The sequence below is a fragment of the Stenotrophomonas sp. TWI602 genome (assembly GCF_039674045.1).
GTDB lineage: Bacteria > Pseudomonadota > Gammaproteobacteria > Xanthomonadales > Xanthomonadaceae > Stenotrophomonas.
Window position 1 is genome coordinate 61,603 of sequence record NZ_JBDJMT010000012.1, and the last position, 23,287, is coordinate 84,889.

General features: G+C 68.6%; 24 protein-coding genes. 13 read left to right on the forward strand and 11 right to left on the reverse strand.

The features are described 5' to 3' along the window. Window positions 1-129: 129 nt before the first annotated feature. The 3 genes from ABE483_RS12515 to ABE483_RS12525 are packed head-to-tail and all read left to right on the forward strand — an operon-like array spanning window position 130 to window position 2,534. A complete protein-coding gene (locus ABE483_RS12515) occupies window positions 130-972 on the forward strand; it encodes a UDP-2,3-diacylglucosamine diphosphatase (protein WP_346481799.1) in 843 nt (280 codons plus the stop codon). 48 nt (window positions 973-1,020) lie between these two features. Beyond that, entirely contained in the window at window positions 1,021-2,097 is a 1,077-nt protein-coding gene (locus ABE483_RS12520) for a metal-dependent hydrolase (RefSeq protein WP_313210181.1), read from the forward strand. Next, window positions 2,094-2,534, forward strand: coding sequence for a hypothetical protein (locus ABE483_RS12525; protein WP_313210179.1), 441 nt, complete (start codon window positions 2,094-2,096; stop codon window positions 2,532-2,534). The genes ABE483_RS12520 and ABE483_RS12525 overlap by 4 nt, the downstream gene beginning before the upstream one ends. A gap of 13 nt (window positions 2,535-2,547) precedes the next feature. On the opposite strand, the gene ABE483_RS12530 is transcribed toward ABE483_RS12525, so the two are convergent. From ABE483_RS12530 to ABE483_RS12555, 6 genes are all read right to left on the reverse strand, one after another. Beyond that, window positions 2,548-3,375, reverse strand: coding sequence for a methyltransferase domain-containing protein (locus ABE483_RS12530; protein ID WP_121042748.1), 828 nt, complete (start codon window positions 3,373-3,375; stop codon window positions 2,548-2,550). A gap of 9 nt (window positions 3,376-3,384) precedes the next feature. Next, window positions 3,385-4,377, reverse strand: coding sequence for a tRNA dihydrouridine synthase DusB (gene dusB, locus ABE483_RS12535; RefSeq protein ID WP_313210176.1), 993 nt, complete (start codon window positions 4,375-4,377; stop codon window positions 3,385-3,387). A 197-nt stretch (window positions 4,378-4,574) separates the two neighbouring features. Next, window positions 4,575-5,321, reverse strand: coding sequence for a SagB/ThcOx family dehydrogenase (locus ABE483_RS12540; protein ID WP_346481800.1), 747 nt, complete (start codon window positions 5,319-5,321; stop codon window positions 4,575-4,577). 14 nt (window positions 5,322-5,335) lie between these two features. Further along, entirely contained in the window at window positions 5,336-6,670 is a 1,335-nt protein-coding gene (locus tag ABE483_RS12545; RefSeq protein WP_346462837.1) for a YcaO-like family protein, read from the reverse strand. Next, window positions 6,667-7,245 (reverse strand): hypothetical protein, encoded by a 579-nt coding sequence (locus ABE483_RS12550; protein WP_346481801.1) that lies wholly within the window; start codon window positions 7,243-7,245, stop codon window positions 6,667-6,669. The genes ABE483_RS12545 and ABE483_RS12550 overlap by 4 nt, the downstream gene beginning before the upstream one ends. A 51-nt stretch (window positions 7,246-7,296) precedes the next feature. After that, window positions 7,297-8,154: a hypothetical protein gene (locus ABE483_RS12555; protein WP_346481802.1), complete on the reverse strand. Its 858-nt coding sequence runs from the start codon at window positions 8,152-8,154 to the stop codon at window positions 7,297-7,299. A gap of 76 nt (window positions 8,155-8,230) precedes the next feature. On the opposite strand from ABE483_RS12555, the gene ABE483_RS12560 reads away from it, so the two are divergent. Next, a complete protein-coding gene (locus ABE483_RS12560) occupies window positions 8,231-8,872 on the forward strand; it encodes a hypothetical protein (protein WP_346481803.1) in 642 nt (213 codons plus the stop codon). 96 nt (window positions 8,873-8,968) lie between these two features. Here the strand turns inward: ABE483_RS12560 and ABE483_RS12565 are convergent, their stop codons facing one another. Both ABE483_RS12565 and ABE483_RS12570 read right to left on the reverse strand, forming a co-directional pair. Further along, complete coding sequence (locus tag ABE483_RS12565) at window positions 8,969-9,934, reverse strand: ribokinase (RefSeq protein ID WP_313210164.1); 966 nt, start codon at window positions 9,932-9,934, stop codon at window positions 8,969-8,971. A gap of 26 nt (window positions 9,935-9,960) precedes the next feature. Beyond that, window positions 9,961-11,259 carry a nucleoside transporter C-terminal domain-containing protein gene (locus tag ABE483_RS12570; protein ID WP_121042760.1) on the reverse strand — a complete coding sequence of 433 codons (1,299 nt, stop codon included), beginning with the start codon at window positions 11,257-11,259 and terminating at the stop codon, window positions 9,961-9,963. Window positions 11,260-11,511: 252 nt separating this feature from the next. On the opposite strand from ABE483_RS12570, the gene ABE483_RS12575 reads away from it, so the two are divergent. The 4 genes from ABE483_RS12575 to ABE483_RS12590 all read left to right on the forward strand — a co-directional run bounded on the left by ABE483_RS12575 (window position 11,512) and on the right by ABE483_RS12590 (window position 14,632). Then, the gene (locus ABE483_RS12575) at window positions 11,512-12,480 is read left to right on the forward strand and encodes an aldo/keto reductase (RefSeq protein WP_313219964.1); all 969 of its coding nucleotides are present in this window, start codon (window positions 11,512-11,514) and stop codon (window positions 12,478-12,480) included. Window positions 12,481-12,793: 313 nt separating this feature from the next. Then, window positions 12,794-12,991 carry a hemin uptake protein HemP gene (locus ABE483_RS12580; protein ID WP_019182448.1) on the forward strand — a complete coding sequence of 66 codons (198 nt, stop codon included), beginning with the start codon at window positions 12,794-12,796 and terminating at the stop codon, window positions 12,989-12,991. A 109-nt stretch (window positions 12,992-13,100) separates the two neighbouring features. Next, on the forward strand, window positions 13,101-13,691 hold the full coding sequence (locus tag ABE483_RS12585; protein ID WP_346481804.1) for a Hemin transport protein: 591 nt from the start codon (window positions 13,101-13,103) through the stop codon (window positions 13,689-13,691). After that, window positions 13,691-14,632, forward strand: a complete 942-nt coding sequence (locus ABE483_RS12590; protein ID WP_346481805.1) for a DUF6607 family protein — start codon at window positions 13,691-13,693, stop codon at window positions 14,630-14,632. The genes ABE483_RS12585 and ABE483_RS12590 overlap by 1 nt, the downstream gene beginning before the upstream one ends. Window positions 14,633-14,927: 295 nt before the next feature. On the opposite strand, the gene ABE483_RS12595 is transcribed toward ABE483_RS12590, so the two are convergent. Continuing rightward, complete coding sequence (locus ABE483_RS12595) at window positions 14,928-17,414, reverse strand: FtsX-like permease family protein (RefSeq protein WP_346481806.1); 2,487 nt, start codon at window positions 17,412-17,414, stop codon at window positions 14,928-14,930. Continuing rightward, complete coding sequence (locus ABE483_RS12600; protein ID WP_313210153.1) at window positions 17,411-18,013, reverse strand: ATP-binding cassette domain-containing protein; 603 nt, start codon at window positions 18,011-18,013, stop codon at window positions 17,411-17,413. Before ABE483_RS12600 ends, ABE483_RS12595 begins: the two co-directional genes overlap by 4 nt. Before the next feature lie 120 nt (window positions 18,014-18,133). Between ABE483_RS12600 and ABE483_RS12605 the strand changes: the two genes are divergently transcribed. The 3 genes from ABE483_RS12605 (at window position 18,134) to ABE483_RS12615 (ending at window position 21,015) form a co-directional block, all read left to right on the forward strand. Next, the gene (locus tag ABE483_RS12605; RefSeq protein WP_313210151.1) at window positions 18,134-18,784 is read left to right on the forward strand and encodes an arylesterase; all 651 of its coding nucleotides are present in this window, start codon (window positions 18,134-18,136) and stop codon (window positions 18,782-18,784) included. Between the two features lie 77 nt (window positions 18,785-18,861). After that, window positions 18,862-19,575 (forward strand): response regulator transcription factor, encoded by a 714-nt coding sequence (locus ABE483_RS12610; RefSeq protein ID WP_019182442.1) that lies wholly within the window; start codon window positions 18,862-18,864, stop codon window positions 19,573-19,575. Window positions 19,576-19,743: 168 nt separating this feature from the next. Next, complete coding sequence (locus tag ABE483_RS12615) at window positions 19,744-21,015, forward strand: HAMP domain-containing sensor histidine kinase (protein ID WP_313210148.1); 1,272 nt, start codon at window positions 19,744-19,746, stop codon at window positions 21,013-21,015. Window positions 21,016-21,046: 31 nt separating this feature from the next. Here ABE483_RS12615 and ABE483_RS12620 read toward each other — a convergent pair whose 3' ends face one another. Next, on the reverse strand, window positions 21,047-21,751 hold the full coding sequence (locus ABE483_RS12620; RefSeq protein ID WP_346481807.1) for an SGNH/GDSL hydrolase family protein: 705 nt from the start codon (window positions 21,749-21,751) through the stop codon (window positions 21,047-21,049). Between the two features lie 234 nt (window positions 21,752-21,985). Here ABE483_RS12620 and ABE483_RS12625 point away from each other — a divergent pair, with 234 nt between their 5' ends. Then, window positions 21,986-22,366 carry a diacylglycerol kinase gene (locus ABE483_RS12625; protein WP_346481808.1) on the forward strand — a complete coding sequence of 127 codons (381 nt, stop codon included), beginning with the start codon at window positions 21,986-21,988 and terminating at the stop codon, window positions 22,364-22,366. Window positions 22,367-22,420: 54 nt separating this feature from the next. Next, the gene (locus ABE483_RS12630; RefSeq protein WP_088433998.1) at window positions 22,421-23,170 is read left to right on the forward strand and encodes a TerC family protein; all 750 of its coding nucleotides are present in this window, start codon (window positions 22,421-22,423) and stop codon (window positions 23,168-23,170) included. The last annotated feature ends 117 nt before the right edge of the window (window positions 23,171-23,287 follow it).

The window sequence follows — 23,287 nt, forward strand, 5'->3', positions numbered from 1 at the left end:
CGATGGGTGGGCGCCCGGATGCTCCCGAGGCTGGGGCGTGTCACCCGCCCGTCGTCAAACCGCCATCGGGCTGTCGCCGGGGCCGTGCAGGCTTCGGCGCATCCGGCCGCCGGACCTGAGGAGCACGCCATGCACGCATTCGAGCAGCGCGACGCGCGGGAGGCCGCCACGCGGCCCGTGACGACCCTGGCGCCCCATCGGCGGGCCGTCTTCCTGTCTGACGTGCACCTGGGCTCACGCCACTGCCATGCCGCCGAACTGGCCCGGTTCCTGGCCGAGCTGCGCTGCGAACGGCTGTACCTGGTGGGCGACATCATCGACCTGTGGTGGATGGCGCACCGCCGGGCCGCCTGGCGGCCGGCCCACAGCGAGGTGATCCAGGCGCTGCACGCGCTGCAGCGCACCGGCACCGAGATCATCTACATCCCGGGCAACCACGATGCCTCGCTGCGCAAGGTCTGCGGGCTGATGCTGCCGGCCATGCAGGTGCGGCGCCGGGCAATCCATGTGACCGCGGACGGGCGCCGGCTGCTGGTCGTGCACGGCGATGACTACGACGGTGTCACCCACTTCGGCGGCCTGCAGGAAAAGTTCGGGGACTGGCTGTACTACCGCATCCTCACCGGCAACCACCTGCTCAATGCCGCGCGACGACGGCTCGGCCAGCGCTACTGGTCGCTCTCCGAATTCCTCAAGAAGCGCAGCGGCGCGGCCGAGCGTTACATCGAGCGCTTCGTCCAGGCCGGGCTTGAGGATGTGCGGCGGCGCGGTCTGGATGGCATCGTCTGCGGGCATATCCACCGTGCCGCGCTGGTCGAGCGCGACGGGCTGATCTATGCCAACGACGGTGACTGGGTGGAAAGCCTGACCGCGTTGGCCGAAGACCCGGATGGGAGCCTGCGGCTGCTGGATCACACCGGGCAGACCCTGGTGGCGCTGCCCGGCAGCGCCGAATTGGCCAGAGCGGCCTGAGCAGAACGGCAGAGGCGCATGGCCAGTCCCGGCTGCTAGCATCGGCCGATGGACTCCTTTACCCAGATCGTTCTCGGCGGCGCGGTGGCCGCCGCCATCGCCCCGGCCGGCCATCGCCGCGCGGCCCTGTTGGCCGGTGCCGCACTCGGCACCCTGCCGGACCTGGATGCGCTGGTACTGGCCTTCACTGCTGCCGATCCCGTGGCGCTGATGGTCGAGCACCGCAGCTACAGTCACTCGCTGCTGGTGCTGCCGTGGGTGGCTGCGCTGATCTGGTGGCTGTTCAAACGGTTCGGTCACGGCCGCGTGGCGCAGGCGCCGGGGCGCTGGTTCTGGGCGATCCTGCTGGCGCTGATCACCCATCCGCTGCTGGATGCCTTCACCGTCTACGGCACCCAGCTGTGGTGGCCGTTCACCCCGCACCCGACGATGTGGGCCAGCGTCTTCATCATCGACCCGCTGTACACCGTGTGGCTGCTGCTCGCCTGCGCAGTGGCATGGTTCGCGCGGGCGCGTCCGCTGGCGCAGAAAGCGCTGGTGGCCGGGCTGGTGCTCAGCAGTGGTTACCTGGGCTGGTCGTTGCTGGCCAAGCACACCGTCGATCGCGACGCCGATCGCGCGCTGGCGGCGATGGGGCTGGGGGATGCGCCGCGCTTCTCGGTGGCGATGCCGTTCAACACGCTGCTCTGGCAGGTGGTGGCGATGACGCCCAACGGCTACGTGATCGGCGAACGCTCGCTGATCGCCGACCGCGGCCCGATGACCTTCGAGGGCCATCCCTCCAACGTGCAGGCCCTGCGCCAGGCAGCCGAGCTGCCGGCCGTGCAGCGGCTGAACTGGTTCAACCGCGGCTTCATGCGTGCCCAGGTGGTCGATGGCGAACTGCGGCTCAGCGATCTGCGCATGGGCCTGGAGCCGGACTACACCTTCACCTTCGCGGTTGCGCGGGCGGAAGGCGATGGCTGGGCCGGGATCACACCGCGACAGCTGCGCCCGGCGTATGAAGGGGAGCAGGGCAGGACGATGCTGAAGCGCCGGTTCGCGGCCCTGTGGCAGCGCATCTGGCATGCGCCGCCGAGCACCGACGTGATCGCACCGAAGGCAGGTTGGACGGAGGCACCGTGACCGAACGGTTTGAAATGGAGATCAATGGCACGCGCTACACGCGGCTGGCCGATGTGCCGCCGGAATACCGCGCGCTGTTGCTGGATGTGACCCCGGGCCGCTCGGCCGAGCAGCCGGCGGTGCCGTTGCGCGAGATCCTGCACAAGGCCAAGGCGCAGCCGGACCGCGCGCGCCAGCAGCAGGTGCTGCTGGACGAGCTGCGCAAGGTCGATCCCGAGCGCGCGCGACGCATGCAGAACAAGCTCACCGAGCGCAGCCAGCGGCCGGCCACCGGTACCCTGGAAGTGGGCAGCACGCCCACCGCACGCCCGCGCGAAGGGGCCCGCAACACCGCCGGTGGCAGCACGGTGGCCCCGGGGGACCGGGGCGGACTGGGCATCTGGTTGCTGCTGGCCGCCGCGGTCGTGGTGACCGTGATCGCCTGGGCGACGCGGTAGGTCCGCGACGCGGTCAGTACACGGTCGCGCGGGCCTGCACGAAGGAGAAGAAGAACACCGCGTTGGGGTCGTTCTGGACCAGGCTGAACTCGCGGCGCATGCCATCCACCGTTTCCTGGTCGACCAGCCCGGCCTCCAGCAGCGGATCGGCGGCCGACAACAGCAGCTGCTCCCAGAACGCGATCATGGTCTTGCGACGGGCCGGTTCGCGGTTGTCCAGGTGGATGGTCTTGATCTCGGTGTGCACATCGCGGAAGCCACCGGCCAGCAGCAGGTTGCCGAGCTTGGCACCGACGAACGGATCGCCCCCGTGGTCGTACTGGAAATCGTTGAAGGCCATCCAGTAGCGCCAGATATGCGGCGAGTACGGATCGAGCAGGAACGAGGCGTTCATCACTTCGGTGACATACACCGGCGAACCCGGCACCAGCACACGGCGCACCTCGTTGAGCACCCGCGCCGGTGACGGCACATGCTCCAGCACCCAGCACAGGAAGGCCGAATCGAACTCACGCGCGCCGAACGGCAGGTTGCCGGCATCGGCCTGCAGCAGCGTGTAGCGCTCGCGGCACCACGGCGTCCTGGCCAGGTTGGTGGCGGCGGTGGCCAGCTGCGCCTCGCTCAGGTCCACGCCGGTGACATGCAGTTCCGGGAACCGCCGCAGCAGGATGTCCGTCTGTGCCCCGACGCCGCTGCCGACTTCCAGCAGGCGCGTGGCGCCGCCGTAATCGATGCCGCTGAAGATGCTTGATTCGAACAGGCGCGACTGGGTGACCAGGCGGTGCTGCTCGGTATCGGAGAAGCCGTGGAGATAGGTCGGTGCAGTGATGGGCGGGGTCATGGCGAAGGCTCAGGCAGCGGACGACAACGACTCGCCGGCGGCGAGGGCGTCGAAATATTCGGTGGTCAGGGCGACCTGGCTGGCCGCATCCTCGGCGCGGTTGACCACCGCACGGAAGGCGGCGTTTTCCGGCCGGTCCTTGGCGTACCAGCCCAGGTGCTTGCGCGCGATGCGCACGCCCTGCTGCTCGCCATAGAAATCATGCAACGCATGCAGGTGGCCCAGCAGCAGGTCGCGTACCTCGGCGACCGACGGCGGCGCCAGCAGCGCGCCGGTGGCCAGGTAATGCGCCACCTCGCGGAAGATCCACGGGCGGCCCTGGGCGGCGCGACCGATCATCACCGCGTCCACGCCGGTCTGCTTGAGCACCTGCGCGGCCTTCTGCGGTGAATCGATGTCGCCGTTGGCGATCACCGGAATGCGCAGCGCGGCCTTGATCGCGGCGATGGTCTCGTACTCGGCGGTGCCGGTGTAGTGCTGGTCGCGGGTACGCCCGTGCACGGCCAGCGCGGCGATGCCGCTGTCTTCGGCGATGCGCGCGATCAGCGGGCCATTGCGATGGTCGCAGTCCCAGCCGGTGCGGATCTTCAGGGTGACCGGCACGTCCACCGCGTTGACCACTGCGGTCAGGATGCGCGCGACCAGATCCTCATCGCGCATCAGCGCCGAACCGGCCCAGGCGTTGCACACCTTCTTGGCCGGGCAGCCCATGTTGATGTCGATGATCTGCGCGCCGTGGTCCACGTTGTAGCGCGCCGCCTCGGCCAGCTGCTGCGGCTCGGTCCCGGCGATCTGCACGCTGATCGGGTCCGGCTCGCCGGCATGGTCCATGCGGTGGAGCGATTTGCGGGTGTTCCAGAAGCGCGGATCGGAGATGGTCATCTCCGAGGCAGCCAAGCCCGCACCCAGCTGTTTGCACAGCAGGCGGAAGGGCTTGTCGGTGACACCGGCCATCGGCGCCAGCACCACGTTGGGCTGGATGTTGTAGGGGCCAATCTGCATGTGCGCATTGTAGTGCCGGCCGCTGGCCGGCAACCACGCAGGGACCGGTACCTGTTCAGGCCGATCCGGAAGGGCCTGATGCGCTCCGGTCATGAGCATATGCTTGACGATTGCTTCCGCCGCCCCCAGTGGCGGCTGATGCTGGCCGGTTACCGGTTACCGGTTACGCGCGAAAATGTACCGACCAACGGTCGCGCTCAGGGCGCCGGACCACACGCATAGGCCAGCACCGCCAGATGCCGCTGCGGGTCGAGCCCGAGCAGGGCCAGCACGGCGGCGTCCTCGAACGCGCCGATCGCGCAGCCGGCGGCGTTCATCGCCGCCACTTGCTCCCCCAGTGCGCCCAGCCAGACCCCGGCCTCGATCAATACGAAGCGGCCACCACGCTCGCCGTACTTGGCCAGCGTGCCGGCCGGTTCGGCGATCAGGAACAGCACGGCGGCGGGCCGCTCCGGCCAATCCACGCCGAGCAGCCTGGACAGCGCCGACCATGCCGGGCAGGGCCCCACCGGCACCAGTGCATGCCCGATCGGGTCGTACCAATGGATGCCCGGCTCTGCGGCGATCGCGTCATCGGTGCCGTACAGCGCGGCATACGCCTGGATCGGGTATTTGGCACCGCCGGACGGCAGGCGTCGCGTGTCACTGTCGCCGGGCCGGGCCCGCAGCGGGGCCAGCACGCGCCCCAGTTCCTGCGCGCCCCAGCGTGCGTCACCGAAGCGGCGGCCACTGTGGCGCTGCGCCAGGGCGTCACCCGGCTGTACCGGGTCCGGCAGGGCGATGCCGGCGGCCGCATGCACCGGGCGGGGTGGCGACCCGGGGCGTGCGGCATCTTCGGCGATACGCGTGCGCATCACCTCGGCGCGCGCGGGATTGAGCTCGCCGTTGTGCCAGAACAGATGGAACAGCGGGGCATCGTGCCAGGGGGAGGGCGGTGACGGCATGCGGTCCTCGTGCATCAGCCCAATGGATGCGGGAAGGGATTGGGAAACGCGCCGCTGTGCGGCACGCCGGGATACCGCCACGCCACGTCCTGGCAGCGGCCACCAAGGAACGGTGCACGCTCGTCGGCATGCAGGCCACTGAGCTGCGGCGACAGCACGCGCATCACCCGCAGGCCGGCCGCGGCCACATCGGTGGTGGTCAACTCGCGGTAGTACAGCGCGATGCCGGCACGGCCGAGCCGACGCCGCAGCATGTCCAGCTCGGCAATCGCGCGCGGCGCGGCGGGGCGGACCGCGGCGCCCGGCGGGGGCAGCGTCAAGGTGCTGTCCTCCGCCGCCCGCAGCAGCGGCAGCTGCGGCCACAGCGCCGGGCGCAGGGTGTAGAAGGCGGCATGTTCGTCGAAGCTGCGCAGGGCGGCGGGATCGCGCGGCAGCCGGGCGCTTTCGCGGCCACACAGATGCGCGGCAAAGGTCAGCGCCTGCTGCCATTCCAGCAGCGCCTTGTGCAGCGCCTCGCCCGGATCGGCGCGGCAGGCGATGCCGAGGACGTAGCGGGGGCGGCCTTCGAACGGAATGCCGCCGGCGACCGCGATCACCGGGTGCGGGTTCCAGTGCTGGGTCAGGTCGAAGGCCTGCAGTTCGCCCCCGCGCGCGTCCGCGAATGCCTGCCATTGGGTCGGCAGGGCGATCCGCCGGCCGGCCACGCCATTGAGCCAGGTCACCGCCAGCGCATCGCGCTCCAGCAGCTCCTGGGCCGCGCGCAGCAGCGCCAGCCAGGCCCCATCGCGGCCATCCCGCCAGGCCGCCAGGCCACTGGACGTCGACGGCAATCGCGCCTGGCCGCTGCGCGGCCCCAGTCCGACCAGTTCCTGCGGCACCCAGGCCACCCGGTTGTCATCCAGTGCATGCACCGCGGCGAACAGATCGTCGTCGCGTTCGGGCATCGGCCATGGAAAACCCGGCGTTGCACGTTGTCGGGCCGAGAACAGCGCGAAGGCCGATTCGTCCAGGCGTTGTGCGGGCGTCAGCGCATCGCGGCGCCGCACCTCCAGGCCCGCCTGCGCCGCCGCCAGTCGCTCCAGGGCTTCGGCAACCGCGCCATCGGCGGCCGCATCGGCCTCCAGCGCGACCGCGCCAGAGACGCCCTGCCAGGGATTGGCCGGATCGGCCGGGGTGGCGGCATTGTGTACGCGCCGTCCCTCGAACAAGGGCCCGGTGGCATCGCAGGGGGTGGCCTCGATCGGCTGTGCCGGGCGCACCAGACCGCAGCGCGGACGCGCCGCGCCATGCAGCAGGTGCGACGACAGCGTGGGCGTTTCCAGCGCCGCCTGCACGGCGGCGCGGCTCATTTCAACACGCTCAGCCAGAGCATCATCTCGAGCGCGCCGACGGCGAACAGGCCCAGCAGCAGCCCGGTGGCGATACCGATGCCGCGCCCGAGCGAACGCCCCGCGCGTTCGTAGACGAGGGCATAGATGCCCAGATACAGCCCCACGGCGACGAACAGCCCGAATATCGGGTTGGCGGTGCTCATGAAAATGCCACCGCCGATCGCGGCCAGCGGCAAGGCGAACAGCCCGAGCAACACCCGACTGGTGCGGCTCAATCCGGCCACCGGCACGACAGCGACGGGGGTGTCCGGACGGTCCGGCGTCGCAGCGCTGATCGGTGTCTGCGGCAACGCAGGTGGCTGGGGGGGGAGGTCCGTACCGGTGTCGACGCTGGCGACCGTGGCGTGTGCGTCGCTGCTGACGGCCGCAGTCGTTACGGGGTCCAGCTTGCCAAGCACCACCGCCGACAGCACCGAGGTGCCGAGCAGGGTGACGATGCAGGAACTGCAGGTGGTCGACGTCGAGCCGCCGCCTGCCGCGGCAAGGTCCTGGCGTGAGGCACTGGCATCGAACTGGGTCGGCAGGCGATACATGAGGTCACTCCATTGACCGGGGCGGAAACGCCCGGCGCGTGGCGCACATTATCACGGGCGCCCGGTGTCCCAAGGCAAGGACAGCGGTGGTGGCAGTGAGGCTTCGCCACCCTGGCAGGCGGGGCACCACGGCAGCCGCAGCACCCGGTCGCGTTCGCCGTGCAGGCGCTGCAGGTCGAGCCAGACGCTGCGTTCGAGATAGCCCAGCAACAGCGGCGGCTGATCCAGCAAGGGGGCGACCAGCGCCGCGATCCGGGCCGGTTGCGCTGCGACCGCCGGCATTGCCGGCACGGGTGCTTCGCCCCAGCGGCGCAGCACCCGGTTGCCCAGGCAATACACGCAGGCGCTCTGGCCGGGCACTACATAGGGGCCCAGCGCGAGCGTGTGGTGATAGCTGAGGTCGAGCAGCAGATGCGGTTGTACCGGCATCTGTGTGCGGTAGCGGGCCAAGGCCTGTTCCCAGCCCAGCCCGTGCCGGACCAGCACGAGGAGGTCGGCATCCGCGATGGCATCGACGCGCTGCAGATCCGCGCTGGCATGCCGGTCGAAGGCGTCGGCCAACCCGGGCAGCGGTTCGCCGAGCCAGTCGATTGCGTAGCGCTTCACTCTGCGCGCGGCGCGCCGCGGCACCAGCACACCGAGACGTATCAACTGGCGGGCCGCCGGGCCGCACTCGGCATCGTCCTGCAGGATCGCCAGGGTGTCGTTTTCCCAGTGGCCGAGGATCCGCTCGATGACCGTCGGGGTGTCGGCCTCATCGACGACATACAGTTCGTCGGCGCCACCGGACACCAGCAGCAGCGGGCGCTGCGCATGGGTCTGCGAAAACAGCGCCCAGGCCGGATTGCGCGTCCAGCGCGGTTCGCCCACGTGCGGGCCGGCGTGTTCCTGACTGCCTGCTGCTGCCACTGCGTACAGTCCGTGTATCCGCGAAAACGCAAGGATAGCGGCAAACAGGCGGGCCACGTTCTGCTAGGGTGCGCGCGTGCCCACGCCGCCTGTTGCCACCGCGTCCGTCCTCCAGCCGCCCTGGCGCGAGGCGATGCTGTGGATGCTGCTGCTCGGCGCCATGTTCATCCACGGCTACAGCTGGACCAACCACTGGGCCGCCAGCCAAGCCCAGACCTATAGCCTGCACGGTCGCTGGGACGAGGCGATTCCGTTCTGGGCGTGGACGATCTGGCCGTACCTGGCCCTGAACCTGCTGTACCCGCTGACGTTCTTCCTCTGCCCGACCCGATCGGCCCTGCGCCGCCATGCGCTGGCCATCGCGCTGGTGCAGGCCGCCTGCATGCTCGCCTTCGTGTGCTGGCCGACCGGCAACGTGCGTGTTTTGCCCCAGCCGGATGGCGTGAGCGGGCTGTTGTTCGCACAGCTGCGCGCGTTCGAGGCGCCGTTCAACATGGCGCCGTCGCTGCACGCCGCGGTATTGGTGGTGGTCTGGCAGGCATGGCGGCAGTGGCTGCAGGCCGATGCGACGGCACTGCGCTGGCTGTGGCACGGCGCCTGTGGGCTGATTCTGCTCTCGACGCTCACCACCTGGCAGCACGATCTGCTGGACGTGCTTGCCGGACTCCTGGTGGGCGCGCTGGCGCTGTGGATCACGCGGCCCCGACGCTTGCGGTAGGCCTGGCGCATCGTACCCACCAACGGTGGGGACTGCCGCTTCCAAAAAAAAAGGCCAGCGCGAACGCTGGCCTCTTGGTATCCACACCGGTGACGCTTACTTGTTTTCGGCGTCGGCCGGGGTGAAGTGCGGCATCGCCGCGGCGGCGCCTTCCTTCTCGGTCGAACGACCGGCGAACTGATTGGCGAAACGCACGTGGCGGGCAAACGCCGCCTCCGGGTCCTGCGCGATCGAGGCGACCAGGGCGCCGTTGAACGCATCGCCTGCACCGGTGGTGTCCAGCACCTGCACCTGCTCGGCGCCCACGCGGTAGTACGGCTGCGTGTCGCCACGCAGGTTTTCTTCGGCGTGCGACACGAATACACCGACCGAACCCAACGTCACCACCACGGTGCCGTTGCCGACCAGCTTGCGGCACAGCGCATGCAGGCTGGCGCCATCCAGCGCGGCGACGTCGTTGGCATCCACGCGCTCGCCGACATGACGGCCGAGCAGGGCAGCGAACTCGGTCTCGTTCGGGGTCAGCACATCGGCCAGCTTGAGCAGGCCGATGCTGGAGGGTGCATCGGCAGGCGCCACGTTGAGCACGGTGGTGGCACCGGCTTCACGCGCGATCGCCAGGGCGGCCTCGATGGTTTCCACCGGCGATTCCAGCTGCGCCAGCACCACCTTGGCACCGGCCAGCAGCGCGCGCTGCTGTTCGACGAAGTCCAGGCTCAGCGCGGCGTTGGCCCCCGGGCCGATCACGATGGTGTTGCGGCCCCGGCTGTCGACATAGATACCGCCGGTGCCGGTCGGCTCGCTGCTGGCTTCGGCGGTCAGCGCAAAGCCATCCTGCTCGGCCAGGCCGCGCGCCATCGCACCGCCGGCGTCATCGCCCAGCGCGCACAGGAACGTGGTCGGCGCGCCGGCACGGCGGGCGGCCACGGCCTGGTTGAAGCCCTTGCCGCCGGGACCGGTGCTGTAGCGGCCGGCGATGGTCGCACCCGGGGCCGGGAGCGACTCACAACGCCAGACATGATCCACATTGAAGGAACCGATTACGACGACACTGCTACTCATAAAGACTGTTTCTCAGGGAACGGATATCAGCTGAAATGCGTCAGCACGCCGGCGATGGTCGCCGTCATGAAGGTGGCAATGGTACCGCCGAGCACGGCACGCAGGCCGAACTTGGCCAGATCGTGGCGACGCTCTGGCGCCAGCCCACCAATACCACCGATCTGGATCGCGATGGAGCTGAAGTTGGCAAAACCGCACAGCGCGTAGGTGGCGACCAGGCGACCCTCGGCCGACAGCACCGTGCCCGGCACCTCGCCTCGGATGATCTTGGCCAGCTCCGAATACGCCACGAACTCGTTGATCACCACCTTCTGGCCGATCAGCGAGCCCACCGTGGTGGCATCGGCCCACGGGGTGCCGATCACCCAGGCGATCGGGGCCAGCAGGAAGCCGAACAGCGTGGACAGGTCGGTCGGGCGGCCGATGAGCGCGGCCAGGCCGGTGATGTCACCCAGCCAGGTCAGGGGCGCGTTGATCAGGGCGATCAGGGCGATGAAGGCCAGCAGCATCGCACCGATGTTCAGCGCCAGCTTGAGGCCGTCGCCGGCGCCGGCGGCAGCCGCGTCGATGATGTTGCTGGAGGTCTTCTCCACTTCCATCTTGACCGTGCCGCGGGTCAGCGGGGTACCGGTCTCGGGCACCAGCAGCTTGGCCACCACCAGGGTCGCCGGGGCCGCCATGATGCTCGCGGCCAGCAGATGCTTGGCGTAGAAGGCCTGTTCGACCGGATCGCCGGCACCGAGCATGCCCACATACGCGGCCAGCACGCCGCCGGCAATGTGCGCCATGCCGCCGATCATCATGGTGATCAGCTCGGACTGGGTCATCTTGGCGATGTACGGGCGTACCGTCAGCGGCGCTTCGGTCTGGCCGATGAACACGCTGGCGCAGACGCTGGTGGTTTCCGCACCGGACACACGCATGATCTTGGTGATCGCCCAGGCCATGCCGCGCACGATCATCTGCATCACGTTGAGGTGGTACATGACCCCCATCAGCGCCGAGAAGAAGATGATGGTCGGCAGCACCTGGAAGGCGAAGATGAAACCGAACTGGCTGGTGTCCATCAGGCTGCCGAAGATGAAGCCCGAGCCGGCGTTGACGAACTCCAGGATCTTGACGAAGCCCTTGCCCAGCGCGTCGAACACATCACGGCCACCCGGGACCAGCAGCACCACCGCCGCGAAGGCGATCTGCAGTGCGATACCGGTGACGACCAGGCGCCAGTCGACAGCCCGCTTGTTGTTCGAGAACAACCAGGCAATGCCGATCAGCACTGCCAACCCGAACAGGCCGAAGCCAATCCTGCCCAAACCTTCGACCATGAGACTTCCCTTGGGGCGCCGCGAAAAACGGGAAGCCTAGAGCAGCGGCAGGGGCGGGGCAAGGAAAAGCAGCGTCCGCGAGCCGATCGGTCGTGATCGGGCCTGTATCGGCAAGGCATGGCCCGGTTTCCGTGCGGCGTGTCACGGGGCGTGAGACCGCCGCCGCGGTAAGGCGCGCGGAACTGCGCCGCCCCGCTCTACACTTACCGGCATCGATCCGGCCCGGTCGCGGGCCCGCAGCAGGAGAACCACATGCTCTATCGCCGTCTTGGCTCCACCGGCCTGAAGCTCTCGGCCCTGTCCTTCGGGGCCTGGGTGACCTTCGGCGACCAGATCGGCCGCGATGAGGCCCGCAAGCTGATCGCCACCGCCTGGGATGCCGGGGTCAATTTCTTCGACAACGCCGAAGGCTATGCCCGCGGCCGCGCCGAGCAGGTGATGGGCGATGTGATCGCCGACCTGCGCCTGCCGCGCGATGGCTTCTGCGTCTCCAGCAAGGTGTTCTTCGGCGCCGTCGACGACCCGCGCCCGACCCAGCACGGGCTGTCGCGAAAGCATGTCACCGACGCCTGCCACGCCGCGCTCAAGCGCCTGCGGGTGGAGTACCTGGACCTTTACTATTGCCATCGCCCGGATCCGGATACCCCGATCGCCGAGACCGTGCAGGCCATGGATACCCTGATCCGCCAGGGCAAGGTGCTGTACTGGGGCACGTCGGAATGGTCGGCCGCGCAGATCCAGGAGGCGGTGGACATCGCCCGCGCGCGCAACCTGCATGCGCCCTCGATGGAACAGCCGCAGTACAACCTGCTGCACCGCGAGCGGGTGGAGCGCGAATACGCGCCGCTGTATGCCGAGGCTGGCCTGGGCACCACCATCTGGTCGCCGCTGGCCTCGGGCCTGCTGACCGGCAAGTACAACGCCGGCGTGGACCCGCAGTCGCGGCTGGGCCAGGAACAGCTGGGCTGGCTGAAGGCGCAGGTGCTCGACGATGGCAGCGACCGCATGGAGCGGGTGCGGCGCTACACCGCACTGGCCGCGCAGCTGGGCGTCTCGCCGGCGCAGCTGGCGATCGCCTGGTGCCTGCGCAATCCGAATGTTTCCAGCGTGATCCTCGGCGCCAGCCGGGTCAGCCAGCTGGAAGAGAACCTGGGCGCCCTGGCGCTGTTCGAGCAGCTCGATGAAGGAATCTGGCAGCAGGTGGAAGCGGTCTTTGCCTGATTGCGTCTGTCGGGATCCGGAGAGCCGGCCAGCGGCCGGCACTACCGCTGCTGCGGCGGCGGCAGACAGAAGCGGGGTCGCTGCGCGGAGCGGAGCAGGGCGTCTGCAACAGGCGCCGTCCCTCCAGGGTAGTGCAGGCCGCTGGCCGGCTCTGCAGTTCACCCGACGGGCGACCACGCACAGATGGCGATTGATAAAGGCTATCGAATTTTGGTAGTCGATCATTAATGCCATCTATCAAAGTGAGAATGGTTGTTGATTGTCAACTGAGAATCATTATCATTTGACTCGCCCCTCGCAACGAGTCCAGACGATGAACACTCAAGCTGCTGTACTGCTGCGCCCCGAAACGCTGACCCTCCGCGACCGTCCGGTCCGCGTGGTCCCGCCGGAAGAAGTGATCGACAGCGAAGCCCTGCTCAAGGGGCGCCGCGAAATCCTGATCCAGCACGGCGATCGTTTCTATCGCCTGCGTCATACCAGCAACGACAAGCTGATCCTGACCAAGTAACGGCCGTTCCTCCCCCAGCTCTCTCCCCCTCGACACTCCGCCGTCGACTCCGGTCCACGGCGTGGGTCGAGGGTCTCCCCTCGCAACCGTCGATTGCAGGTAGACCGCCATGAGCCGTGCCCTTTCCGTCGGCCGCCCACCGGGCCGCCATCCCATCGCTGGCCTGCCATCGGCCGCGCAACTGGCCTCGCTGGGTACCGTGCTGTGCCTGTACCGCCCGGACAGCAGTGAACTCGGTGGCTGGAAACACGCTGTCTCCGCGCATGCCTGCCAGGGCATGGACAGCGAAGGCATCCGCGAAAGCCTCTGCTTCGTCGACGCCCGCGGCCGCTGCTGCTGGCGCCTGTATCTGCTGCCCGACAGCGATTTCCTCGCGTGGGATCGCCTCGTGTCCGCGTTTCCCGCACGGCCCGAACCGGTCAACGACGCCGGTGTCGCCGAGCGCCTGTGGCGACGCCTCGCCGTGCGCCTGGGCAACGACGCGTGGCGCATGTGCGCGCTGCGCCTGCAGGTCGGCGAAGGCCGCGAACTCGCCGCCAGCCTGGCCTCCTTGTCCGCGCTGGGCGCTAGCACCGCGCGCCGGATCGGCACCGTGGAAGGCGCCGAAGGCGAGCTCTGGGTCGACGACGGCTGCTGCGCCAGCGCGGCCCGCCGCAGCGGACCATGGACGGCCGGCGGCATGCCGGTGATCCAGCTGTAATGACGCCCGCGCTCGCCCTGGCAGGGCCGCTGCTCGCGCTCACCGCCAGCGCGCATGCCACACCGGCCGACCCCGCACGCGACCGCGCCAGCATCCTGGCCATGCAGGGCGAATACACCGTCGACTTCGCCTTCGACGAAACCGTGCTGCTCCAGCCCGGCTACGAACGCGCGCCGGCCGTGCGCACCGGCGGCAACGAAGTGGTGATCGTGGTCGAAGACACCCCAACGCGGGTGGTGCTGCAGCACCTGCTGGTCGACGCCAAGAGCGGCCACGTCACCAAGCACTGGCGCCAGGACTGGGTCTACCAGGCACCGACCCGGTTCGAGTTCACTGCCGACCAGACCTGGCAGGTGCGCCCCATTCCCACGGCGCTCACCACCGGTGCCTGGACCCAATGCGTCTACGAAGTCAGCGACGCACCGCGCTACTGCGGCACCGGCGCCTGGCGCTACGACAACGGCATCGCCGCGTGGACCAGCGACCTCAGCTGGCGCCCCCTGCCGCGCCGCGAATACACCCGCCGCAGCGACTACAACGCGCTCGCGGTGATCAACCGGCACACGCGCACGCCGAACGGGTGGACCCACGAGCAGTTCAACACCAAGATCCTGCGGCGCGCCGACGGAACGCAGACACCGATTGCACGTGAGTTCGGCTTCAACGATTACAACAAGACCACCGAGGTGGACTTCACCCCCGCCTACGCCTACTGGACCGCCACCGCGGGTTACTGGGCGAAGGTGCGCCAGCGTTGGAACAGCTTCCTCGGCAACGCACCGGGCGTGCACCTGAAAACCAAACCCGACGGCATGGCCATGATCATCCCGCTGTTCACCCAGGCCCAGGACATCCAGGACGGCAAGACCGTGGCGGACACCGAGATCGATGCCGTCTTCCAGCAGTGGGTGGAAAAAGCACCGCCAGAAAGCGCGCGCTGATACAGCCGCAACCGGCGGCGCTCGCGTCCATCGCCGAACGTCGAAGCAGCACATTGCCTCATCGACGGTAGTGCCAACTGCAGATGCGCTGCTCTCCCATCCGCCCAAGGCCATCCCTCGAGAAGGATGGCGGGTAGCCCTGCCCAGGACCGTCAGGGCGCCAAGGATGGCGCCCACGAGCCCCCAGGGACGGGTTTACGGCGCGTCCTGGGCAGGGCTGCCCGCCAGCCTTCAGGCCATGAACACCAAGACGCCGTCGCTTTTGCTTTCGCTTTCAATGCAACGGCGCCCCAACTCACGCCTCCCGAAGCGCCAACGCCGGCGGCGTATGCAGAATCCGCCGCGTGCCCCACCAGCCGGCCAGCATGCTCAACAGCACACCCAACCCACCGCCCACCAACAACGGCCCCCACGGCGGGCTCAGCGTCAACTCGAACACCTGCCGCGCCACCACCGTGCCCAGCAGCGCCGCCGCGCCCACCGCCAACAACGCCGACAACAGCCCCAGCGCACCAAACTCCACCAGCACCGCACCGCGCAGCTGACGGCGCGTTGCCCCCAGCGTACGCAGCACCGCACTGTCGTAGCGCCGCTCACCAGCCGTCGCCTGCAACGCCGCCAGCAACACCAGCAGCCCGGCCAGCAGACTGAAGCCCATCACCAGCTGCACCGCCTGGCTCACCCGATCCACCACCTCGCGCACCCGCTCCAGGATGCCGTCGATATCCAGCAGTGAAATGTTCGGGTACGCCCGGGTCAGCCCGGCCAGCGCCGGTGCCTGCGCGCGTGGCAGATGGAAGGCGGTGATCAGGTTGTACGGCGCATCGGCAACCGCGCCTTCGTTGAGCAGCAGGAAGAAGTTGACCCGGAACGAATCCCAGTCCGCCTTGCGGATGCTGGTGATCGTGAAACTGCGCTCCTGATCGCCCATCTGCAGCGTCACCGTGTCGCCCAGCGTCATCCCGTAACGCTCGGCCCAGCCCTGCTCGATCGAGGCCTCGGCCGCGGTGCTGCCCGCCTTCCAGAACGTCCCGCTGAGCAGCGTATTGGCCGGCGGGAAATCATGCCGCCACGAAAAATTGACCGGCCGGTTGGCATCGTCTTCCTCGTTGCTGTTGTCCTCGCGCGCCTGCCGCTGCGGCGGCCGGTCGTTGACCGCGAGCAGGCGGCCGGTACTGAACGGCTCGATGCCCGGCGCGACCACCCCGAGCCCACCCAACGTGGCCAGCACCGCATCGCGCTGCTCGGGCTGGATGTTCATCAGGAAGTAGTTCGGTGTATCGGTCGGCAGGCGATCGCGCCACTGCGCCAACAGCCCCGGACCGATCACCGACAGCAGCAGCAGCGAACACAGCGACAGCGACAGGCCGACCAGCTGCATCACCGCCAGCCCGCGGCGTCGCGTCAACGAAGCCAGGCCCAGCTTCCAGCGCCCGCGCAGGCGCGGCTGCAGCCCACGCAGCAGCCACAGCAGCAGCGCGCCGAGCGCACCGGCCAGTGCCGCCAGCGCGGCCAGCCCGCCGAGCACCCACGTCGCCAGTTTCACATCGCCGGTGGCCTGCATGGTGAGCGCCACGGTGGCCGCCAATGCGGCGGCATAGACCAGCACCGAACTCGGCGGCAGCGCGGCGAAGCTGCGGTTGAGCACGCGCATCGGCGGCACGCTGCGCAGGCGCAGCAGCGGCGGCAGACCAAAGCCCAGCAGCAGCACCAGCCCGATGCCGGCTCCACTCAGTGCCGGCGTGGCCTGCGGCAGGGGCAGGCGGTTCGGAATCAACCCGCCCAGTGCCTGCACCAGCCCGGCCTGTGCAGCCATGCCCAGCCCGATACCGACCAGGCAGGCCGGTATCGCCAGCATCACCAGCTGCAGCGCCATCGCGGTGAGGATGTCGCGCTGGCGCGCCCCCAGGCAGCGCAGGATCGCGACCTGGTCGATGCGTCGCATCGCGAAGCGGTTGGCCGCCAGTGCGGTGGCGACACCGGCCAGCAACACCGCCAGCAACGCGGCCAGCGACAGGAAGCGCCCGGCCAGATCGAACGCGCCGCGTACACCGCGCTGGGCATCGGCGATGCCGACAATGCGGTAGCCCTTGGCCTGCGGCGTGAGCCATTCGCGGAACGCCTCGATCTGCCCCGGCGCACCGGCGAACATCATCCGGTACGACGCGCGGCTGCCCGGCCCCAGCAGGCCGGCGCGATCCACATCGATGCGGTTCACCAGCAGCGGCGGCGACAGTTGCATCAGCTCACCGGAGGTATCCGGCTCGGCCTGCAGCACGCGGGTCACGGTCAACGTGCCCGCGCCGAATTCCAGTGCATCGCCCACCTGCAGGCCAAGCGCCTGCATCAGGCGGGGATCGGCATACGCTTGGCCCGGTGGCGGCGTTCCTGCCGTTTCGCTGGCGCTGTCATGCAGCGTGCGGCTGACCCGCAGTTCACCGCGCAGCGGGTAGCCATCGGCGACCGCCTTGATGTTGGCCATCTGGCTGTCATCGCCATGGAACAGCACGCTGGGGAAGCTGACCATGCGCGTGTTGGCCAAGCCGCGCTCGCGCGCCGCGTCGGCGAAGGTCTGCGGGATGTCCTCACGGCCGCTCAGGCCCAGATCACCGCCAAGCATCTCCGCCGCGCTGCCGGTCAGTGCCAGGGTCACGCGGTTGACCAATGTCCCGACGGCGGTCATCACCGCCACGCCCAACACCAGTGCGGCGAACACGGTCAGCAGATCGCCGGCCAGGAATTCGCGGCGCAGCGCACGCGCCGCATGGCGCACGACATTCATGCGCCTGCGCCGGCAACGGTGTCGGCCAGGCGGCCACCGTCGAGCTGGTAGATGCGCTCGCAGCGCTGCGCCAGGCGCAGGTCATGGGTGACCAGCACCAGGGTGGTATCGCTGGTGGCGTTGAGCGCGAACAGCAGGTCGCTGATCTGCTGCCCGGTGGCCTGGTCCAGGCTGCCGGTCGGCTCATCGGCGAACAGGATGCGCGGCCGCGCCACGAACGCACGGGCCAGCGCCACCCGCTGCTGTTCGCCACCGGAAAGCTGGCGCGGGTAGTGACGCGCACGATGGCCCAGGCCGACCTGTTCCAAGACCTCGCGCACCCGCGCGGGATCTTCGCGGCCGGCCAGTTCCAGCGGCAGCGCGATGTTCTCTTCGGCGGTCAGTGCCGGCAGCAGGTGGAAGCTCTGGAACACGAAGCCGACCTCGCGTGCGCGCAGCTGCGCGCGGGCTTCCTCATCGAGCGTGTTGAGCGCGGCGCCGGCCAGCGCGATGGTGCCGTGGCTGGGCAGGTCCAGGCCGGCGAGCAGGCCGAGCAGGGTGGTCTTGCCCGAACCTGAAGCGCCGACGATCGCCACGCTCTCGCCTTCATGGACGGTCATGTCAATGTTGTCCAGTATGTGGACTTCACCCTCCGGGCCACGTGCGGACTTGCCCACGTTGTGGGCGGCGATGGCGACGGGCGCGCTGCGGGGGGACAGGCTGTCGATGAGGATTCTCCAATGAACCAAGCAAGTGGAATGGGCCGCGTGGCCTCGATGGGCTGGCTGCTGGCAGGGTTGCTGCTGATGCCGATGCTGGCCTGTGCCAAAGCTCCGGACACCCGTGCGGCGGTGCTGGTGGTCGGCGACAGCCTCAGTGCCGCCCACAATATCCCGGCCGCGTCGGGCTGGGTAAACCTGCTTCAGCAGCGGGTCAAACAACAGATCAAGGCGCCGCCGGCGATCATCAACGCCAGCATCAGCGGCGAGACGACCGCCGGCGCGCTGACCCGCCTGCCAGGGCTGCTGGAGAAGCATCGGCCGTCCGTGGTAGTGATCGAACTGGGCGGCAACGATGCGCTGCGCGGGCTGACCCCGGCGCAACTGCAGGGCAACCTGGAAAAGATGATCGTGGCCAGCCAGAAGGCGGGCGCCAAGGTGCTGCTGCTGGGTATCGATGTGCCGCCCAACTACGGCCCGGCCTACCGCCAGCGCCTGCGCCAGACCTACGCGGCGCTGGCCAAGCAGTACGACGTGCCGCTGCTGCCGTTCCTGCTCGAAGGGGTGGCCTTGAAGCCGAACCTGATGCAGGCCGACGGGCTGCACCCCACCGCAGCTGCGCAGCCGCAGGTGCTGGACAACGTCTGGCCGCTGCTCAAACCCCTGCTTTGATCGGTGTGTGAGGAACTTCACACCGCGTCCACTGGCGATGCGGCATGTTTCACAAAGCTGAAGAAAGAGGGAATCCCATGCGTCAGACAAAGGAGACCTCCGGCCTGGTGCTGGTGGTCGAAGACAACCGTAATATTTCCGAGATGATCGGCGAGTACCTGGAAGGGCGCGGCTTCGAAGTCGACTACGCCCAGGATGGGCTGGACGGTTATCGTCTGGCGGCCGAGAACAGCTACGACGTGGTCGTGCTGGACCTGATGCTGCCGCGTCTGGACGGCATCGAAGTCTGTCGCCGCCTTCGCAACGACGCGCGCAAGTCCACGCCGGTGCTGATGCTGACCGCGCGCGACACGCTGGACGACAAGCTCACCGGCCTGGGGTTCGGCGCCGATGACTACCTGACCAAGCCGTTCGCGATCCAGGAACTGGAAGCCCGTCTGCGCGCGCTGATCCGTCGCGAGCGTCGCCAGGTCGGCTCGGAAGTGCTCAAGGTCGCCGACCTCGTGCTCGATCCGGTCAGTATGCGCGCGACGCGTGCCGGCACCGAACTGCAGCTCTCGCCGATCGGCCTGCGCCTGCTGACGATCCTCATGCGCGAATCGCCGCGTGTGGTGACCCGCCAGGAAATCGAACGCGAGATCTGGGGCAATGGTCTGCCCGACTCGGACACCCTGCGCAGCCATCTGTACAACCTGCGCAAGATCATCGACAAGCCGTTCGACCGCCCGCTGCTGCACACCGTGCAGAGCGCCGGCTACCGTATTGCCGATATCGCCCAGCCGATGAGCTGATGGGCGGTCGATCGCCGCTCGGCCGCCTGCGGGCGGCATGAGCGATCCGATCCTCCGGTACCCTCTGGAGCATGACGGCCCGGCATCTGCCGGGCCGTTGTCATGGTTTGCACGATGGACTCACGGCAAGCTTTCCTATAATCGCCGCGAACCGCCCTGGACCCCGTAATGCCGCACGGTCTGCCGCGCAAGATCCGCATCGTCTTCATCCTCCAAGCCGTGCTCGCCAGCCTGGGCATCCTGCTGGGTGCCTGGCTGGTGTCGTTGGTGATCAAGCACAGCCTGGTCAGCAGCGCGCTGCAGGAAGAAGCCGGCTACTACTGGCAACTGCACGAGGCCTCGCCGGTGCAGCCGCCGCCCAATACCCAGAACATCCGCGGTTACCTGCTCGAGACCGGGCAGTCGCCGCTGAGCCTGCCGGCCAACCTGCGCACGCTCACCCCCGGCTTCCATGAGCTCAAGGACGACGACCAGCTGGTGCTGGTCGATGCGCGTCCGGAAGGCCGCCTGTACCTGGTGTTCCTGCGTTCGCGCGCGGAGATGCTGGCGTTCTGGTTCGGCGTCGTGCCGGTGCTGCTGACCCTGCTGGCCGTCTACGGCGCCTCGTGGATCACCTATCGCGCCTCCAAACGCCTGGTATCCCCGGTGAACTGGCTGGCCCGGCGCGTCTCGCGATGGGACCCCGGGCATCCGGAAGCGGCCGATCTGGCCCCGGCCAAGCTGCCGGCCGACATGCAGGGCGAGACCCGCCAGCTGGCCGCGGCGCTGCACTCGCTGGCCACCAAGGTCACCGCGCACGTCGCGCGCGAGCGCAACTTCACCCGCGATGCCAGCCATGAGCTGCGCACCCCGCTGACCGTGATCCGGGTGGCCAGCGACATGGCGCTGGGCGACCAGGACATGACCCCGCGCCTGCGCCGCGGCCTGCAGCGCATCCAGCGCGCCGGGCGTGACATGGAAGCGGTGATCGATGCCTTCCTGATCCTCGCCCGCGAGGCCGATGTCGAGCCGCAGGTCGAGCTGTTCGACGTCAACGAGATCGTCCGCTACGAGGTCGACAACGCCCGCGAGCTGATTGCCGGGCGGCCCGTGGAGATCCACCTGCACAGCCATGGCCCGGTGATGCTGCACGCGCCGCCGCGGGTGCTGCAGGTGGTGGTCAGCAACCTGCTGCGCAATGCCTGCAGCTATACCGACGAAGGCCGGATCGACGTCGATGTCGAAGACGATCGCGTGGTCGTGCGCGATACCGGCATCGGGATGTCCGCCGAAGCACTCGGGCGTGCGTTCGAGCCGTTCTATCGTGCCGAGCCCAGCCGTCCACAGGGCACCGGGCTGGGGCTGTCGATCGTGCGCCGGCTGTGCGACCGCTTCGGCTGGAAGATCGCCCTGACCAGCGAGCCCGGGCAGGGTACCCAGGCCACGATCCACTACCGCTGAGTCGGGGAGGCGCTGCGCCTCCCCGCGTGGCTCAGTGGCACTGCACCTTGGGCGCCAGCGCCTTGCGCCAGATCGCATAGCCGTCCGGCGTCATGTGCAGCATGTCCTCGCGGAACAGCGCGGCGCGCGGCTGGCCGTCGGCACCGAGCATCGGCGTGTAGACATCGGTGTAGCCGGTGTTGGGCAGCGAGGCCAGCGCCGTCTGGATCAAGCCGTTGGCTTCCACCACAGCGGGCAGCAGGTTCGCGCGCGAGGGGCTGGGCTTGATCGAGATGATTTCCACCGTGGTCTTGGGCAGGTCGCGGTGCACACGCTTGACGAAGGCCACCACGTCGTCGCGGACCTGGGCCGGGCTGCGGCCGCTGTTGAGGTCGTTGTCGCCGGCATAGAAGAACACCTTGCACGGCGCATACGGGATCACGATGCGGTCGGCGTACCAGGTGCTGTCACGCACTTCCGAGCCGCCGAAGCCGCGGTTGAACACCGGCTGGCCCGGAAAATCGGTGGCCAGGCTCTCCCACATGCGGATCGAGGAGCTGCCGATGAACTCGATGCCCCCGCGCGGGGGCGGGTTGGTCGCGTCCTGGGCCGCGAACTGCGCCATGTCGCCGGCCCAGGCCACGTTGGAGACCTGGGTGGGCACCTGCGGAGCGGGGGCCGGGGTACGGGCCGACGCGGGCAGGGCGGCTCCCAGGGCAAGGGCGAGCAGAAGGGGGCGGGCACGGCGATGCAGCATGGGCAACTCCTGGGGTGGGGCACCCGCTCGGGTGCCCGGACGGGCAGGCGTCCATCATAAAAGCTGCCGCCACGCCGCGCTTTACCACGGACGGGCGTTGGCCGCCTTCGACAATGGCTTGGCCGGCTTATGGCAAAATGAGGGATTGCCTGCCCCATTCAGCGATGCCCATGACTGTCTGCCGTGTGCTGTTCCTGCCGTTCCGGCCTGCGTTGCCGACCGGGGCACCTGCCCATGGCGGATGAAATCGGCCACCTGCCGCGCAGCCCCAAGCGCATCTTCAAGGCCGCGGTCTGGTCCTGGCAGGGGCTGCGTGCGGCCTGGCTGCACGAGTCCTCGTTCCGGCTGGAGGTCTACCTGCTGATCGTGCTCGCCCCGTTGGCGCTCTGGCTCGGCCAGACCCCGGTGGAGCGTGCGCTGATGATCGGCTCGGTGCTGCTGGTGCTGGCCATGGAACTGGCCAACTCGGCGATCGAGGCGGTGATCGAGCGCTACGGCGCGGAGTTCCACGAGCTCGCCGGACGTGCCAAGGACATGGGCTCGGCCGCGGTCTTCGTGCTGATGATGAACGTACTGGTGTGCTGGGTCCTGATCCTGCTGCCGCAGATCCTCTGACGTAACACTTCTGACGCGTTACGCGCGTCATCCCCCCTGTAAGGATGGAAGTCCATGTTCCTTGAGTTGTTGTCCGACCCCAATGTCTGGTTGACCCTGTTTACGCTGAGCGCGCTGGAAATCGTGCTGGGCATCGACAACCTGGTCTTCATCTCGATCGCGGTGAGCAAGCTGCCCGAGGCGCGCCGTCCGTTCGCGCGCAAGCTCGGCATCGCGGTGGCCTGCATCACCCGCATCCTGCTGCTGGTCTCGCTGGCCTATCTGGCCCACATGGAAGCCAACCTGTTCACCATCGCCGGCATGGGCATCTCCATCCGCGACCTGGTGCTGATCCTCGGTGGCCTGTTCCTGATCATCAAGGGCACCATGGAGATCCGCGAGCTGATCACCGGCGGCGAAGACGAAGACCCGACCACCACCAAGGCCTCGGCCGTGTTCGGCATGGTGATCGCGCAGATCGCCGTGATCGACATCGTGTTCTCGCTGGACTCGGTGATCACCGCCGTGGGCATCGCCGACCACATCCCGGTGATGGTCGCCGCGATCCTGCTGTCGGTCGCCGTGATGCTGCTGGCCGCCAACCCGCTGGGCCGCTTCATCGATGCCAACCCGACCGTGAAGATGCTGGCCCTGGCCTTCATCCTGCTGATCGGCGTGGTGCTCATCCTGGATGGCCTGAGCGTGCACGTGCCCAAGCCCTACATCTACGCCGCGATGGGCTTCTCGGTGCTGGTGGAATGGCTGAACCTGCTGATGCGCCGTCGCGCCGTGGCACACAACGTGCCGGGTGCCGGCAACTGGTAGATACCGACCGTTGGTCGGTATTCCGTGGGTGCCGACCCGGGTCGGCAACCCGTGGGTACCGACCAACCGCCGTTACCACATCCGCTTTACCCAAGACGTGGCATGCTCCGGATCCCG

Excerpts from the sequence above, each read along its gene's own strand:
- ABE483_RS12625 (WP_346481808.1), top strand. The coding sequence starts at position 21,986 with ATGGCGGATGAAATCGGCCACCTGCCGCGCAGCCCCAAGCGCATCTTC.
- dusB (WP_313210176.1), bottom strand. The coding sequence starts at position 4,377 with ATGCAGATTGGCCCCTACAACATCCAGCCCAACGTGGTGCTGGCGCCG.
- ABE483_RS12570 (WP_121042760.1), bottom strand. The coding sequence starts at position 11,259 with ATGGTCGAAGGTTTGGGCAGGATTGGCTTCGGCCTGTTCGGGTTGGCA.
- ABE483_RS12515 (WP_346481799.1), top strand. The coding sequence starts at position 130 with ATGCACGCATTCGAGCAGCGCGACGCGCGGGAGGCCGCCACGCGGCCC.
- ABE483_RS12565 (WP_313210164.1), bottom strand. The coding sequence starts at position 9,934 with ATGAGTAGCAGTGTCGTCGTAATCGGTTCCTTCAATGTGGATCATGTC.
- ABE483_RS12530 (WP_121042748.1), bottom strand. The coding sequence starts at position 3,375 with ATGACCCCGCCCATCACTGCACCGACCTATCTCCACGGCTTCTCCGAT.
- ABE483_RS12550 (WP_346481801.1), bottom strand. The coding sequence starts at position 7,245 with ATGTATCGCCTGCCGACCCAGTTCGATGCCAGTGCCTCACGCCAGGAC.
- ABE483_RS12575 (WP_313219964.1), top strand. The coding sequence starts at position 11,512 with ATGCTCTATCGCCGTCTTGGCTCCACCGGCCTGAAGCTCTCGGCCCTG.
- ABE483_RS12600 (WP_313210153.1), bottom strand. The coding sequence starts at position 18,013 with ATGACCGTCCATGAAGGCGAGAGCGTGGCGATCGTCGGCGCTTCAGGT.
- ABE483_RS12520 (WP_313210181.1), top strand. The coding sequence starts at position 1,021 with ATGGACTCCTTTACCCAGATCGTTCTCGGCGGCGCGGTGGCCGCCGCC.
- ABE483_RS12610 (WP_019182442.1), top strand. The coding sequence starts at position 18,862 with ATGCGTCAGACAAAGGAGACCTCCGGCCTGGTGCTGGTGGTCGAAGAC.
- ABE483_RS12630 (WP_088433998.1), top strand. The coding sequence starts at position 22,421 with ATGTTCCTTGAGTTGTTGTCCGACCCCAATGTCTGGTTGACCCTGTTT.
- ABE483_RS12585 (WP_346481804.1), top strand. The coding sequence starts at position 13,101 with ATGAGCCGTGCCCTTTCCGTCGGCCGCCCACCGGGCCGCCATCCCATC.
- ABE483_RS12615 (WP_313210148.1), top strand. The coding sequence starts at position 19,744 with ATGCCGCACGGTCTGCCGCGCAAGATCCGCATCGTCTTCATCCTCCAA.
- ABE483_RS12620 (WP_346481807.1), bottom strand. The coding sequence starts at position 21,751 with ATGCTGCATCGCCGTGCCCGCCCCCTTCTGCTCGCCCTTGCCCTGGGA.
- ABE483_RS12540 (WP_346481800.1), bottom strand. The coding sequence starts at position 5,321 with ATGCCGTCACCGCCCTCCCCCTGGCACGATGCCCCGCTGTTCCATCTG.
- ABE483_RS12545 (WP_346462837.1), bottom strand. The coding sequence starts at position 6,670 with ATGAGCCGCGCCGCCGTGCAGGCGGCGCTGGAAACGCCCACGCTGTCG.
- ABE483_RS12605 (WP_313210151.1), top strand. The coding sequence starts at position 18,134 with ATGAACCAAGCAAGTGGAATGGGCCGCGTGGCCTCGATGGGCTGGCTG.
- ABE483_RS12595 (WP_346481806.1), bottom strand. The coding sequence starts at position 17,414 with ATGAATGTCGTGCGCCATGCGGCGCGTGCGCTGCGCCGCGAATTCCTG.
- ABE483_RS12580 (WP_019182448.1), top strand. The coding sequence starts at position 12,794 with ATGAACACTCAAGCTGCTGTACTGCTGCGCCCCGAAACGCTGACCCTC.
- ABE483_RS12590 (WP_346481805.1), top strand. The coding sequence starts at position 13,691 with ATGACGCCCGCGCTCGCCCTGGCAGGGCCGCTGCTCGCGCTCACCGCC.